The organism is Accumulibacter sp., assembly GCF_023806635.1.
GTDB lineage: Bacteria > Pseudomonadota > Gammaproteobacteria > Burkholderiales > Rhodocyclaceae > Accumulibacter.
Genome location: NZ_JAMTDQ010000093.1, coordinates 13,855 through 27,963, shown reverse-complemented (window position 1 = coordinate 27,963; position 14,109 = coordinate 13,855). Strand labels below are relative to the sequence as shown.

The window sequence follows — 14,109 nt, the reverse complement described above, 5'->3', positions numbered from 1 at the left end:
CGGCCCCAAGAAGAGCAAGAGCATGACGAGAAGGACGAGGCGGAACCACACGCCGGCATTCAAGGCGCAGGTGGCGCTGGCGGCGTTGAAGAGCGACAAGACGCTGGCCGAGCTGTCGCAGCAGCACGACATGCACCCGAATCAAATCACGGACTGGAAGCGGCCGATGGCGGAGCAGCTCAACGGGCTGTGGTCAAGATCCGGATAAGTGCCTGCTCGATGACGGCCATTCGGGAGACGGGCAGATGCACGCCGTGGTCGACGAGACGGCCGTCGATGCGCCGGTGCTCAGGGCCAGGAACCCCGCAACGACTGCTCATCAGGCGAAGGCGACGGACAGCCCGGCGGTGGCCAAGTCGCGGGAGCGAATGGCAGGCGGTCGCGCCAAGCGTCTCTACCGGGATCGAGATCGCGCCGGCCCTTCACCGCCTGCCGGAGTTTGCAGCGAGAACTCCTGGCTGATCCCCGCAGCCGCCTTGCAGGCGGCCGTTTCGACGTATAATCAGAGCCGTTTCGGGTGCCTTGCCTCGTGGTCACGGGGCGGGTGAAACGGGAAGCCGGTGCACGGCGGCGTCGCCAACGACGCCAGTCCATTCCGGCGCAGCCCCCGCTGCTGTAAGCCTGACGACTCCGCAATCCGCCACTGTGCCCAGGCACGGGAAGGCGCGGGGAAGGTCGACGGCGAGCCAGAAGACCGGCCCGAAACCGGATGGCAACATTCCCCGGGGTGGCGGGAAGGCGTCGCTGGTCGCGCGCAGTGCGAGTCCAGGCCACCTCCCACCGATCGGAACCCGTTGCCGCGCTTCGGCCAGCCGTCGCAGGGAGGAGCACGATGCACATCATGGAAGGATTTCTGCCGCTCGAGCACGCCGTCGGCTGGACACTGGCGTCGGCGCCGTTCGTCGTCCTCGGCGTGCGCTCGCTGCGCCGGCGACTGCACGAGCAACCGGAACAGCGGATGCTGCTCGGCGTCGCCGCTGCCTTCTCCTTCGTCCTCTCGGCGCTCAAGTTGCCCTCGGTGACCGGCAGTTGCTCGCACCCGACCGGCGTCGGCCTCGGCGCGCTGCTCTTCGGGCCGACGGCGATGGTGCCGGTCGGCCTCGTCGTCCTCGTCTTCCAGGCGCTGCTGCTGGCGCACGGCGGACTGACGACGCTCGGCGCCAACCTCTTCTCGATGGCGATCGTCGGTTCCTTCGTCGCCGCCGGGCTGTTCCGCGCCGGTCGCCGGCTGCACCTGCCGCTCGCCGCCTGCGTCTTCGTCGCCACCTGCTTTGCCGACCTCGCGACCTACGTCACGACCTCGCTGCAGCTCGCCTGGGCCTTTCCCGATCCGGTCGGCGGCTTCGCCGCCTCGTTCGCCAAGTTCGCCGGCATCTTCGCCATCACGCAGATTCCGCTGGCGATCAGCGAGGGCCTGCTGAGCGTGCTGGTGGTCAGGGCGCTGCTGCGCTTCAACGGCGACGAGCTGAAGGGCATGCCGCTGTTTGCCGGTCGCGAGGTGCGGGCATGAAGCGCACGAACTGGTTCTTGATCGCCGCCGTGCTGCTCCTGACGGTGGCGCCCCTGTGGCTCGTGCCGCGGCCGGCCGCCGGCCCGGACGGCCAGCCGGGCGAGATCTTTGCCGGTGCCGACAGCGTGGCGCAGAAGGCGATCGAGGAGATCGCCCCGGGTTACCAGCCGTGGTTCGCGCCGCTGCTCGAACCGGCGAGCGGCGAGATCGCCTCGCTGCTCTTCGCCCTGCAGGCCGCCATCGGCGCCGGCATCATCGGCTATTGGCTGGGGGCGTCGGTGACGCGCGAGAAGATGCGGCGGGCAGCCGGGCCGGAAGGCCGCGACCGTGCTGATTGAGCAGGCGGCCTACGGCAACCGCTGGCGACGCGTCAGCCCGACGGCGAAGGCCAGCCTGGCGCTGGCCGGCCTGCTGGCGGCATTCGTCGCCGCGACGCCGGCGACAGCGGCCGCAGTCGCCCTGCTGCTGGCTCTGGTGACGATCGTCGGCGCCGGTGTCGCGACCGGCCTCTACCTGCGGGTGGCAGCGCCGGCAGTCGCCTTTCTCGGCTTCGGCAGCCTGTCGCTGCTCGTCGCCGTCGGCACCGATGCCACCGGCCAACTCGCCTGGGGACTGGCGCCCGATGCGGCGCCACGCATCGCCGCCGTCGCCGGTCGCTCGCTGGCCTCGCTGGCGGCCTTGCTGCTGCTCGTGCTGACGACGCCCCTGCCCGACCTGATCGGCCTGCTGCGCCGCCTGCACGTGCCGGACGTGCTGCTCGACCTGATGGTGCTCTGCTACCGCATGCTCTTCGTCCTCGCGGCGGCCGTGCACGACACGCTGACCGCACAGTCCGCCCGCCTCGGCTACGCTTCACTGCGCCACGGCCGCCGCTCGCTCGGCCTGCTGGTCGGCAACCTCGCGCTGCAGATCTGGCAGCGCGCGCGGGCGCTGAACCAGGCGGCGCTGGCGCGCAATGGCGGTGGGTCGCTGCGCTTCCTGGCACCGGATTTCGCCAACGCCCGCCGCGACACGCTGCTCGCCGCCGGCGTGGGCAGCGCGCTGGTCCTGCTGGCTGGCCTCGCCTGATGGCCGGCGAACTGCTGCTCGAGGTGCACGCCGTCGGCCATGTCTATGCCGACGGCAGCCACGGGCTCGCCGACTGTTCGCTGGCCATCCGCCGCGGCAGCCGCAATGCGCTGCTCGGCGCCAACGGCTCCGGCAAGACGACGCTGCTGCTGCACCTCAACGGCCTGCTGCAACCTTCGACGGGCTGCATCCGCATCGACGGCAGGGCGCTCGACTACAGCCGTGGCGGGCTGGCGGCGCTGCGCCGGCGGGTCGGCCTGGTATTCCAGAACCCGGACCGCCAGCTCTTCTCGGCCAACGTCTTCGAGGACGTGTCGTTCGGGCCGCTCAACCTCGGCCTCGACGAAGCCGACGTACGCGAACGGGTGGCACAGGCCCTGGCGGCGGTCGGCATGGGCGGGCAGGCCGAACGACCGGTGCATCACCTGAGCTTCGGCCAGAAGAAGCGCGTCTGCATCGCCGGCGTGCTCGCCATGCAGCCCGATCTGCTGCTGCTCGACGAGCCGATGGCCGGCCTCGACCCAGGCATGCAGGCCGATCTGCTGCGCGTGCTCGATGACCTCTCGGCGCGCGGCATCAGCATCGTTCTCGCCACGCACGACGTCGATTTCGCCTACCGCTGGGCCGACGACATCCATCTCCTGGCCGCCGGCCGCTGCACCGCCTCGTTCGCTGCGGCGGAACTGCCGCAGCAGGCCGCTGCCCTGCACGCCGCCGGCCAGCCGCTGCCGGCGGTCGTCGCCCTGCACCGCCTGCTGGTCGCGCGCGGCGTGCTGCCGGCTGGCCCCGTCCCCTGTGGCATGCCGCAGTTGCTGGCGCTGCTCGCCGCGCCGCCGGCAGGGGAAGAGGGCATGGAAGACACGCCACGCGTCCGGCAATGGAGTGCCGCCTGATGGCCGGCAAGGTGTGGTTCGTCGGCGCCGGCCCGGGCGACCCCGACCTGATCACGGTCAAGGGCCGCAATCTGCTGGCGGCAGCCGGCGCCATCCTCTACGCCGGCTCGCTGGTCGACGAGGCGGCGACCCGCTTCGCCGCCGCCGGCTGCACGATCCGCGATTCGAAGGACATGACGCTCCCGGAGATGACCGACTGGCTGCTCGACCAGGTGGCGCGGCACGCCACCGTCGTCCGCCTGCAGACCGGCGACCCCGGCCTCTACGGCGCGCTGATCGAGATGACGCGGCCGCTGACCGCCGCCGGCATCGACTGGGCGGTCGTCCCCGGCGTCTCGTCGGCGCTGGCGGCGGCGGCCGCCGCCGGCGAGACGCTGACGCTGCCCGAAGTGACGCAGACCGTGATCCTGACGCGCGTCGCCGGGCGCACGCCGATGCCGGCCGGCGAAGAGCTCGCGGCACTCGCGGCGCACCGGACGACGCTCTGCATCTTCCTCTCGATCACCCTGCTGCACCGCGTGCAGGAGGCTCTGCGCGCCGCCGGCTGGGCCGAGGACGCGCCGATCCTGGTGGTGCAGAAGGCGAGCTGGCCGGGCGAGGAGAAGATCGTCCGCGGCACCCTCGCCGACATCAAGCGAAAATGCCAGGCGGAACGGATCGCCGCGCAGGCGATGATCATCGCCTCGCCGACGCTGGGTGCCGCCGACTGGCCCGAGCTCGCCCGCTCGAAGCTCTACGATCCATCCTTCTCCCACCGCTTCCGCAAAGCCAGCGAGGCCAAGCCATGATATCGGACACCAGCATCCTGCTCGTCGGCCACGGTTCGCGCAACCGCGACGGCAACCGGGAAACGCTGCATTTCGCCGCGCAGTGGCGCGAACAGCATCCCGACTGGCGGATCGAGGTGTGCTTCATCGAACACGCCGACGTGCTGCTCGACGAAGGGCTCGACCGCGCCGCCCGCGACACGCGGCGCGTCCTCCTCATCCCCTTCATCCTCAATGCCGCCGGCCACGTCAAGATGGAACTGCCGGCGGCGCTCGAGCGCGCCCGCTTGCGTCATCCAGCGGTCGAGTTCGCCGTCACGCCGCATCTCGGCATGGGGCGGCCGCTGTTCACGGTCCTGCAGGCGCAGCTCGAGCGGCTGATGAAGCAGCTGGCGGTGCCCGATCCACGCAGCACCGGCGTCATCCTGCTCGGCCGCGGCTCGTCGGACGCGGGCGCCAACGGCGAGCTGGCGAAGATGGCGCGCTGGATTTTCGAGGCCAACGAGCACGAGCTCGTCGACCTGGCCTTCACCGGCATCACCTGGCCGCGACTCGAGACCGCCGTGCAGCGCCAGGCGCGCCTTGGGATGATGCAGATCTGCATCGTCCCGGTCTACCTGTTCACCGGCGTGCTGATCGAGCGCATCAGGGAGCAGGTCGAACGCCTGCAGCGGCAGTACCCGCAGATCGCCTTCGCCCTCGGCACGCATTTCGGTTTCGACCGCGGCATCTTCGCGCTGCTCGACGCCCGCGTCGAGGACCAGGGAATGCCGGAATGCCGCATGCTCGAATGCGATGGCTGCAAGTATCGCGAGCTCGCCGAGGACGGCCACCTGCCCGACCACAGCCACACCGCGACCGGCGGCGGCCAGCACGAGCATGATCATGGACAGCCCGCGGCGCACGCGCATCATCACGGCTGTTCCCACAAACCCGCCTGAAGACCCGGAGACGCCATGACCAACGACGCCATCACCGAACAGCTCACCGCCGCCGGCCGCGCCATCGAGCACGATTCCTTCGCCATCATCGACGCCGAGGTCGGCCCGCACGGCTACAGCGCGGAGCAGTGGCCGCTGGTGCGGCGAATGATCCACGCCAGCGCCGACTTCGAGTTCAACGGCCTCGCCGCCTTCCATCCCGATGCCATGCGCGCCGGCCTCGACGCCATCCTCAACGGCCCGCGGGCGCTCGTCGCCGACGTCGAGATGATCTGTGTCGGCCTCTCGGCGCCCCGCCTGCAACACTTCGGACTGAGCCCGCGGCATTACATTTCCGACGCCGACGTCATCGAGCGGGCGCGGGCCGAGAACAGCACCCGCGCCGTGCAGGCGATGCGCAAGGCGTGGCGGCTCGGCGAACTCGACGGCGCCATCGTCGCCATCGGCAACGCGCCGACGGCGCTGATCGAGGTCGTGCGGCTGATTCGCGAGCACGACATGCGGCCGACTCTGGTCATCGGCATGCCGGTCGGTTTCGTCTCGGCGGCCGAGTCGAAGGATCTCCTGCGGACGCTGGACGAAGTGCCGTGGATCACGGTCAAGGGACGCAAGGGTGGGTCGACGCTGGTCGTCGCCGCCATCCATGCGCTGCTCTCGCTCGCCGAGGCGACGCAGCGACGACGGGCGGCATGAGCGAAAAGGTCCGCAAGGGCGACACCCGGCGCACGCGCGGCAACCGGACCGGCTTCACCACCGGCGCCTGCTCGGCGGCGGCGGCGCGCGCGGCGACCTGCGGACTGCTCACCGGCGAAGTGCCGGCGAGCATCGCCTGCCGGCTGCCGAACGGCCGCGAGGTGATCTTCGCCGTCATCGACGGTCGCGTCGAGGGTGAAGGCAACGCCCGCGTCGCCCATGCCGCGGTAGTCAAGGACGCCGGCGACGACCCGGACGCAACGCACGGCGCCCACCTCACCGCCGACGTCCGCCGGCTGCCGCGGCGCGCCGGCGAGATCACCCTGTGCGGCGGGCCCGGCGTCGGCGTCGTCACGCGCGAGGGGCTCGGCCTGGCGGTCGGCGGACCGGCGATCAACCCGGTACCGCAGCGCAACATCCGCGACAACGTGCGCGCCGTCGCTGCCGACCTCCTGGCGATCGATGGCATCGAGGTGCGCATCTCGGTGCCCGGCGGCGAGGAGATGGCGAAGAAGACGCTCAACGCCCGCCTGGGGATCCTCGACGGCGTCTCGATCCTCGGCACCACGGGCATCGTCCGGCCGTACTCGACCGCCGCCTTTCGCGCCAGCGTCGTGCAGGCGATCGATGTCGCCGCCGCGCAGGGGCAGAGCAGCGTCGTCCTCACCACCGGCGGCCGCAGCGAGAAGTTCGCCATGCGCCAGTTGCCCGGGCTCGACGAGGCCTGCTTCGTGCAGATGGGCGATTTCGTCAAGGCCGCCTTCGCCACCGCGATCAAGCGTCACATGCGCCAGGTGTATGTCGGCGCGATGGTCGGCAAGCTGACCAAGATGAGCCAGGGGCTGGCGGTCACCCACGCCTGGCGGGCCGAGGTGGACCGCGAGATCCTGGCCGATGCGGCACGCGCCGTCGCCGCGCCGGGCGAGCTGATCGCCGCCATCCGGGCCGCCGAAACGGCCCGTTTCGCCGCCGAGAAGCTCGCCGTCCTCGGACTGACGGTTCCCTTCCACCGTGAGCTGGCGGACCGCGCCATGCGGAGCCTCAAGCGGCAGTACCCGGGCGACTACCGGCTGTCGATCCTGGTCTGCGACTTCGAGGGCCGCTTCATCTGCCGTGTCGATGAACCCGCAACCCCCTGAGCCGGCGCCGCAGCCGACCTGCACCGTCGTCGGCATCCTCGACGACGGCTGGCACGGCCTCGCCGGCAGCGCGCGCGACTGCCTGCGCGCTGCCGCGCTGGTGATCGGCGTCGAGCGGACGCTGCAGCTCGTGCGATCGGAACTGGCAGCGAGCTGCGAGCTGCGCCCGCTCGACGGTGCGCTGGCGCTGTGCCCGGGCTGGATTCGCGACGCCCTTGCCGCCGGCCGCAGCGTCGCCGTGCTGGCGACCGGCGATCCGCTCTGCCACGGCATCGGCAGCAGCCTGATCGACCGTCTGTCCGGACTGCCGGTCGCCGTGCTGCCGGCGCCGTCGACGCTGCAGATCGCCTGCGCGCGCTTCGGCAAGGCCTGGCAGGACGTGACGATCGCTTCGTGCCACAGCCAGGATGCCGGCGAATGGACCGTCGGCGCGACCCCGGCGCATGGCCTCTACCCGGTGCTGCGGGCGATCGCCCTGCACCGCCGCGTCTTCGTCTTCACCAGCCCGGCCAACGACCCGGCGCGGCTGGCGCGCGCACTGCTCGCCGCCGGCCATGGCGACACCCTGCGCCTGTCGGTCGCCAGCCGCCTGCTGCTGCCGGACGAGAAGCTGCATCCGCGGCTTTCGGCGGCGACAGCGGCGACGATGCACTTCGCCGAGCCGAGCGTCGTCCTCGTCGAGCGCGACGAGCTGCCGGCAGAACCGGCGTTCGGCCGCGAGGACGACGAGTACCTGCAGCGGACACCGGCGAGCGGGCTGATCACCCGGCTCGAGGTGCGCGCCGTCTCGCTGGCCAAGCTGCGCCTGACGGCAGCGGCGACCGTCTGGGACATCGGCGCCGGCTCGGGCGCGGTCGGTCTCGAATGCGCGCGACTGGCGCCACACGGCCACGTCTGGGCGATCGAGAAGAATGCCGCCGACGCCGCCATCGCGCGCGCCAATGCCGCCCGCCTGGGCGTCGGCAACTACACGCTGATCGAGGGCCGGGCGCCCGCCGGCCTCGACGACTGGCCCGACCCCGACGCCGTCTTCATCGGCGGTTCCGGCGGCGAACTCGGCGAGCTGATCGACCTCGTCCTCGACCGCCTGCGAGCGGGCGGACGGCTGGTGATGAACTTCGTCACCCTCGAGAACCTGGCCACGGCGACCGGCAGGCTGCAGGCTGCCGGCGCCGACTGGCAGGTCGTCCAGCTGCAGGCGAACCGCAGCCAGCCGATCCTCGACCTGCACCGGCTGGCGGCGCAGAACCCGGTCTGGATCGTCACCACCCGCAAACCTGGAAAGGACACGACATGAGCGCGACACCCCGCTTCGGCAAGCTGATCGGCGCCTCGCTCGGCCCCGGCGACCCCGGGATGATCACCCGCCGCGCCTGGGCGGCGTTGCAGTCCGATGCCCGCTGGCTATACCCGGTGAAGAAGGCCGAGGAGTCTTCCTACGCGCTGGCGATCGTCGAGCGCGGCGGCCTCGCGATCCCGGCCGATGCCGAGCAGCTCGTCTTCCCGATGACGCGCGACCCGGAGATCCTTGGCAAGGCCTGGGCCCGCGCCGCCGTGCGCACCGTCGAACTGCTCGCCGAGGGCCGCGACCTCCTGTTCCTCGTCGAGGGCGACGCGTCGACCTTCTCGACCTTCGGCCACCTCGCGCGCGTCGTCCGCGAACTGGCGCCGCAGGTTGCGGTGGAGACGATTCCCGGCGTCTCGTCGTTCGCCGCCGCCGCCGCAGCGACCGGCACGACGCTCGCCGAGGAGGACGAGACCTTCGCCATCATTCCCGCCGCCTACGGCGTCGAGCTCATCGACCACCTGCTCGACGAGTTCGACACGCTGGCGCTGCTCAAGGTCAAGCCGCTGCTCGACGAGATCATCGAACTGCTCGCGCGGCGCGACCTGCTCGCCACCTCGTGCTTCATCGAGAAGGTCGGTTCGCCCGAAGAGCGCGTCGTCCGCGACCTCGCCAGCCTCCATGGCAGCAAGGCCAACTACCTGTCGCTGCTCCTGGTGCAGAACCCGAAACGCCAGCGCGGCGAACTGCGACGCGGCTGCCGCAGCCGCCGGGAGGCGGCCGAGGTGGCCGCCGGCGGCAACTGATGGCCGCCAGCCGGATCCCGTCGCGATGAGGATCGCCGTCGTCGCCATCACGCGCCACGGCATCGCGCTCGCCGGCCGCGTCGTCGCCGCCCTCCCCGGTGCTCAGCTCTTCGCCCCCGACAGGTTCCGCGCCGAGGCCGAGAACGCCGCCGCCGGCGCCGCGCACTGCTATGCGGGCAAGGTCGGCGACCAGGTGCCGGCGCTCTTCGCCGCGTTCGACGGCATCGTCGCCATCGTCTCGCTCGGCGCCGTCGTCCGCCTGATCGCGCCGCACCTCAAGGGCAAGGAGACCGACCCGGCGATCGTCGTCGTCGACGAGGCCGGCCGATTCGCGATTCCCGTCCTCTCCGGCCATCTCGGCGGCGCCAACGCGCTCGCCGGCCACCTCGCCACGGCGCTCGGCGCGACTGCCGTGCTGACCACCGCCTCGGACGCCCGCGCGACGATCGCCGTCGACCTGCTCGGCCGCGAACTGGGCTGGACGCTCGCGGCGAGCCACGGCGAACTGGTCCACTGCAGCGCGGCGATGGTCAACGACGAGCCGGTGGCGCTGGTCCAGGAAACGGGCAGCGCCGACTGGTGGGCCGGGCATGCCAATGGCCGCGACGGACCCCTGCCGGCCAACGTGCGGCGCTTCGCCCGGATCGAGGATGTCGCCATCGACGACTTCGCCGCCGTCCTCTGGATCAGCCGGCGCGCCATGCCGGCCGCGCTCGCCGCGCGCCTCGCCGGCCGCTGCGTCACCTACCGTCCGCCGGCATGACGACGATGCCGGCGAAGACGGCGCCGCGACTGGCGCTCGGCCTCGGTTGCGACCGCGGCACCCCGGCGGCGACCATCGCGCAGGCGATCGCCGAAGCCCTCGCCGCCTGCGGCGGCGCAGTCGCCGACGTGCGCGTCGTCGCCTCGATCGACCTCAAGGCCGACGAGGCCGGACTGGCGACGGTGGCGCGCGCCAACGGCTGGACGATCGTCTTCCACCCGGCGAGCGAACTCGCCGCCGTCGCCGTTCCCAACCCGTCGGAGACCGTCCGCCGCCACACCGGTACGCCATCGGTATCGGAAGCGGCGGCACTGCTCGCCGCCGGCGCCGACAGCCGCCACCTGCTCATCGAAAAGCACAAGCTGCGCGGCGCCGACGGACGCCACGCCACCGTCTCCATCGCCAGGATCCCCGCATGACGCCAGAACCCCTCCGCGAAACCACCGTCCAGACCGGCAAGATCATGCTCGTCGGCCTCGGCCCGGGCAGCCTCGACCACCTGACCGCGCGCGCGCGCGCGGCGATCGCCGAAGCCGACACGGTGATCGGCTACAGCACCTACATCCGCCTCGTCGCCGACCTGCTGGCGGGCAAGGAGGTGATCCGCAAATCGATGACCGAAGAACTCGATCGCGCCATCGAAGCGCTCGACCGCGCCCGCCAGGGCCGCAAGGTGGCGATCGTCTCGTCCGGCGACGCCGGCGTCTACGGCATGGCCGGCCCGACCTTCGAAGTGCTCTTCGACGCCGGCTGGACACCGGAGTCGGCGATCGAGGTCGAGATCGTCCCCGGCGCCTCGGCGCTCAACACCTGCGCCGCGCTCGTCGGCGCGCCGCTGACGCACGATTTCTGCGCCATCTCGCTCTCCGACCTGCTCACCCCCTGGCCGACGATCGCCCGCCGCCTCGACGCCGTCGCCGGCGCCGACTTCGTCGTCGCGCTGTACAACCCGAAGAGCGGGCGGCGGACGCGGCAGATCGCCGAGGCGCAGCGCATCTTCCTGCGTCACCGCGACCCGCGGACTCCGGTGGCGATCGTCAAGTCGGCCTACCGGCCGAAGCAGCGGGTCGAGTTCAGCACGCTCGAGCGGCTGGTCGATGCCGACATCGGCATGCTGACGACGGTGCTGATCGGCAACTCGAGCACCTTCGTCCGCGACGGGCTGATGGTGACGCCGCGCGGTTACGACAACAAGTACGCCGTCGCCGACGGCGAGCGCGCCACGCGCGGCGGCGAGCAGGCCGGCCGCTCGCTGTCGACCGGGCTCGACGGCTGGATCGCGACGATCCAGCAGAGCGGCCGCTCGGCCGCCGATCTGGCGCGCGAATACCGCCTGCCGGCCGATTACATCCAGTCGGTGCTCGACACGCCGCTGGAAACTGCGGAAGACTGAGAGGTTGTGAAGAAATCGTCGCGAGCAGGCCGAGATGCCAGGCGCGAGCGAGCGAACGACGAGACATATCAGATGGATGGGCGAGGAGTGAGCGAGTGAGCAACGCCGCAGATCGGTCGCGCAGCAGATTTATTCACCAATGGTCCAGGCATGATCCGTGGAATCCTCCTGTGCACCGTCGCCGGAATGGAGGCAAACCACGAGCGGAAATGCCGGGCAGGTGGAATTTCCGCCCATAGGGACAGCCGACAGCCAACCGCCCCTTTGGGCTTTGCGCAACGGAGTGCGCGACAGCATGGACAGACTTCATCACATGCAGGTACTGGTGGCCGTGGTTGATGCCAACGGCTTCGCCGGCGCGGCGCGCAAGCTGAACCTCTCACCATCGGCGGTGACGCGAGCCATCAACGAACTCGAACGGCAACTGGGCGTTCGTCTGCTGGCGCGCAGCACGCGCATTGTCCGGGTGACTGACGCCGGCGCACGCTATGCCGATGACTGTCGGCGCATTCTGGCCGAGGTCGCCGAAGCGGACGAATCGGTGGGCGGCACGCACAGGGCACTGCGCGGGCGCCTGACGCTGACGGCACCGGTACTGTTCGGTGCCCAGTTCGTCACCCCCATCGTCAGCGAATACCTGTTGCGTTATCCCGAGGTCAGCGCCGTCTGTCTGTTTCTCGATCGTGTGATCAACATGCTCGACGAAGGCGTCGATGTCGCGGTGCGCATCGGCGAACTGGCCGATTCCTCGCTGCAGGCCTTGCCGGTTGGACGCGTGCGCCGGGTCATTTGCGCGGCCCCGGCCTATCTTCACCAGTGCGGCGAGCCGCGTACGCCCGATGATCTGCTCGGCCACCGGATCGTCTCGGCGGCGGGCGTCACGCCGACGCCGGAATGGCGACTGATCGAGGACGGTTCGCCACGCGTGGTCAAGCTGCAGGCGCGGATGACCACCACCAGCAACGACTCGGCGGTGGCGGCCGCCTTGGGCGGTTTGGGCCTGACCCGTCTGCTCTCCTACCAGGTCGCTGAACACTTGCGCAGCGGCCGGCTGCAAGCCGTGCTCAGCGACTTCGAGCCACCCGCGCTGCCCGTGCACGTGCTGCACCGCGAGGGACGGCATGCCTCAAAGAGGGTACGCGCGTTTCTTGATCTGGCGGTCGAACGTTTGCGGGCGGATCCGGCGCTGAACTGAGAGGCTGTGAAAAAATACCTGAAACGGAGCAATATGCTAATAAACGTCTCAATAAAACAACCGGTTACGGCACCATCGGTGCCCGATCTTCTATCTTTTCACAACCTCTGCGTCGGCGCGCGCTTGCGGCCTGAACCCAGTCGGTGAGCCGACGGTTTGTGGCTGCCCGGGCGCCTTGGTTCTGTATTGGACGCTCTCCGGGCCATGGTTCACGCGCCGGGACCACAGTCCAGGCAATGCTCGACGGGCGGCGGCCCCATGCGCAGGGCGCGCTGCAGCCCGCGCAGCGCCGTTCGCAGACCCTCCTCGATGACCGGGTGGTAAAAGGGACTGTCGAGCATCTCCTGTACGCTGTCGCCTCGCTGCACCGACCAGGCGAGCATATGCCCCAGATGCTCCGCCGCCGGACCGAGCATTTCGGCACCCAGCAGTCGACCACTGCACCGCTCGGCGTAGAGATGCAGGGCCCCCCGATTCTTCAGCATGACGCGGCTGCGCCCTTGATCCTCGAACGAGACCGCACCGACGGCAAAGTCCACCCCCGAGCGCAGCAACTGCGCGTGGCTCCGCCCGGCGAGCATGATCTGCGGATCGGAGAACACCACCGACAGCGGGGCGCGACGCGGGCGCACGCGCACGTCGGGGAAGCGGCCGGCGTTGTCACCGGCGATACGGCCCTCGTCCGCCGCCTCGTGCAGGATCTCCCGCTCATGCGTCGCATCGCCGGCGATGAAGACGTGGCTGTCGGCAATCTGGCCGGTACTGGGATCGAAGAGGGGCACGCCGCGCGTGTCCAGCGGCAGTCCGCCATGCTGCAGGTCCAGTGCGTGCAGATTCGGACGGCGGCCGCTCGCCGCCAGTATCCACTCGTAACGCTGCTCAACGCCCGGATCCTCGTCACCGACGCGAACGGCGACCTCGTTGCCGACACGCCGCAGGTGCAAGTCGGACGCACCCAGGCGCAGCGGCAGTTCCTGCGCGAAGAGCTTGCGCGCCTCGGCCTGCAGGACGGGGTCGGTGAGCGGACCGACGCGCTCGCTGCGACCGTAGAGACCGACGCGCACGCCCAATCGATGCAAGGCCTGCGCCAACTCCAGGGCAATCACCCCGGTACCGAGCACGGCGACGGACTGCGGCAGCGATTGCCAGGCAAAGACGTCGTCGTTGACGATCAGCCGGTCGCCGGCGGCCTCGCGCCAATCTGCCGGCACGTTCGGGTGCGAGCCGGTGGCGATGACGATGCGTCCCGCCGTGACGCGCGTGTGCTCGCCCACCTGCAACGTGTGGCGGTCAAGAAAACGGGCGTGGCCGCGCAGGCGATGCTCGGCCGGCCAATGTTCCACCGCCTCGGTGACGAAGCCGACAAAGCGGTCGCGCTCGTCACGAACGCGCTGCATGACGGCGGCGCCATCGATGCGCAGCGAATCGACGACGACGCCGAAGGCATCGGCGTGCCTTGCCACATGTGCCGCCTCGGCGGCGGCAATCAGCAGTTTGCTGGGCATGCAACCGACCCGTGCGCAGGTCGTCCCGTACGGCCCTCCCTCGATCACCACGACGCTGCGGGTGTGCGCCAGCGCGGCGCGGTACGCGGACATTCCGGCAGTGCCGGCGCCGATGATGGCAACATCAACTTCCAGTGTATTCACGGACAAG

15 protein-coding genes, 1 pseudogene and 1 riboswitch are annotated in these 14,109 nt (G+C 70.6%); of the genes and pseudogenes, 15 read left to right on the top strand and 1 reads right to left on the bottom strand.

Going from position 1 to position 14,109, the window contains the following annotated elements; translation table 11 throughout:
• Positions 1-22 precede the first annotated feature (22 nt).
• From NFW30_RS16395 to NFW30_RS16325, 15 genes and pseudogenes are all read left to right on the top strand, one after another.
• Positions 23-160 (top strand): annotated as a pseudogene (locus NFW30_RS16395) (transposase); the annotation flags it as partial.
• Positions 161-498: 338 nt separating this feature from the next.
• Positions 499-718, top strand: a riboswitch (cobalamin riboswitch).
• Between the two features lie 114 nt (positions 719-832).
• Positions 833-1,510 (top strand): energy-coupling factor ABC transporter permease, encoded by a 678-nt coding sequence (locus NFW30_RS16390; protein WP_295357894.1) that lies wholly within the window; start codon positions 833-835, stop codon positions 1,508-1,510.
• The gene (locus NFW30_RS16385) at positions 1,507-1,848 is read left to right on the top strand and encodes an energy-coupling factor ABC transporter substrate-binding protein (protein WP_295357896.1); all 342 of its coding nucleotides are present in this window, start codon (positions 1,507-1,509) and stop codon (positions 1,846-1,848) included. Before NFW30_RS16390 ends, NFW30_RS16385 begins: the two co-directional genes overlap by 4 nt.
• Positions 1,838-2,578 carry a cobalt ECF transporter T component CbiQ gene (gene cbiQ / locus NFW30_RS16380; protein ID WP_295357899.1) on the top strand — a complete coding sequence of 247 codons (741 nt, stop codon included), beginning with the start codon at positions 1,838-1,840 and terminating at the stop codon, positions 2,576-2,578. The genes NFW30_RS16385 and cbiQ overlap by 11 nt, the downstream gene beginning before the upstream one ends.
• On the top strand, positions 2,578-3,471 hold the full coding sequence (locus NFW30_RS16375) for an ABC transporter ATP-binding protein (protein ID WP_295357901.1): 894 nt from the start codon (positions 2,578-2,580) through the stop codon (positions 3,469-3,471). Before cbiQ ends, NFW30_RS16375 begins: the two co-directional genes overlap by 1 nt.
• Positions 3,471-4,259: a precorrin-4 C(11)-methyltransferase gene (gene cobM, locus NFW30_RS16370; RefSeq protein ID WP_295357904.1), complete on the top strand. Its 789-nt coding sequence runs from the start codon at positions 3,471-3,473 to the stop codon at positions 4,257-4,259. Before NFW30_RS16375 ends, cobM begins: the two co-directional genes overlap by 1 nt.
• On the top strand, positions 4,256-5,179 hold the full coding sequence (locus tag NFW30_RS16365; protein WP_295357906.1) for a sirohydrochlorin chelatase: 924 nt from the start codon (positions 4,256-4,258) through the stop codon (positions 5,177-5,179). Before cobM ends, NFW30_RS16365 begins: the two co-directional genes overlap by 4 nt.
• A gap of 15 nt (positions 5,180-5,194) precedes the next feature.
• Entirely contained in the window at positions 5,195-5,872 is a 678-nt protein-coding gene (locus NFW30_RS16360; RefSeq protein WP_295372350.1) for a precorrin-8X methylmutase, read from the top strand.
• Positions 5,869-7,011, top strand: coding sequence for a cobalt-precorrin-5B (C(1))-methyltransferase (locus NFW30_RS16355; RefSeq protein ID WP_295357912.1), 1,143 nt, complete (start codon positions 5,869-5,871; stop codon positions 7,009-7,011). Before NFW30_RS16360 ends, NFW30_RS16355 begins: the two co-directional genes overlap by 4 nt.
• Positions 6,992-8,308, top strand: a complete 1,317-nt coding sequence (gene cbiE, locus NFW30_RS16350) for a precorrin-6y C5,15-methyltransferase (decarboxylating) subunit CbiE (protein WP_295357915.1) — start codon at positions 6,992-6,994, stop codon at positions 8,306-8,308. Before NFW30_RS16355 ends, cbiE begins: the two co-directional genes overlap by 20 nt.
• Positions 8,305-9,102, top strand: coding sequence for a precorrin-2 C(20)-methyltransferase (gene cobI / locus NFW30_RS16345; protein ID WP_295357917.1), 798 nt, complete (start codon positions 8,305-8,307; stop codon positions 9,100-9,102). Before cbiE ends, cobI begins: the two co-directional genes overlap by 4 nt.
• Positions 9,103-9,127: 25 nt before the next feature.
• The gene (locus tag NFW30_RS16340; protein WP_295357921.1) at positions 9,128-9,865 is read left to right on the top strand and encodes a cobalamin biosynthesis central domain-containing protein; all 738 of its coding nucleotides are present in this window, start codon (positions 9,128-9,130) and stop codon (positions 9,863-9,865) included.
• Positions 9,866-9,870: 5 nt separating this feature from the next.
• Positions 9,871-10,284 (top strand): cobalamin biosynthesis protein, encoded by a 414-nt coding sequence (locus NFW30_RS16335; protein WP_295357923.1) that lies wholly within the window; start codon positions 9,871-9,873, stop codon positions 10,282-10,284.
• Positions 10,281-11,258 (top strand): precorrin-3B C(17)-methyltransferase, encoded by a 978-nt coding sequence (cobJ, locus tag NFW30_RS16330; RefSeq protein ID WP_295357926.1) that lies wholly within the window; start codon positions 10,281-10,283, stop codon positions 11,256-11,258. The genes NFW30_RS16335 and cobJ overlap by 4 nt, the downstream gene beginning before the upstream one ends.
• Positions 11,259-11,553: 295 nt before the next feature.
• Positions 11,554-12,453: a LysR family transcriptional regulator gene (locus NFW30_RS16325; protein ID WP_295357929.1), complete on the top strand. Its 900-nt coding sequence runs from the start codon at positions 11,554-11,556 to the stop codon at positions 12,451-12,453.
• Between the two features lie 209 nt (positions 12,454-12,662).
• On the opposite strand, the gene NFW30_RS16320 is transcribed toward NFW30_RS16325, so the two are convergent.
• A complete protein-coding gene (locus tag NFW30_RS16320) occupies positions 12,663-14,102 on the bottom strand; it encodes a dihydrolipoyl dehydrogenase (protein WP_295357932.1) in 1,440 nt (479 codons plus the stop codon).
• Positions 14,103-14,109 lie beyond the last annotated feature (7 nt).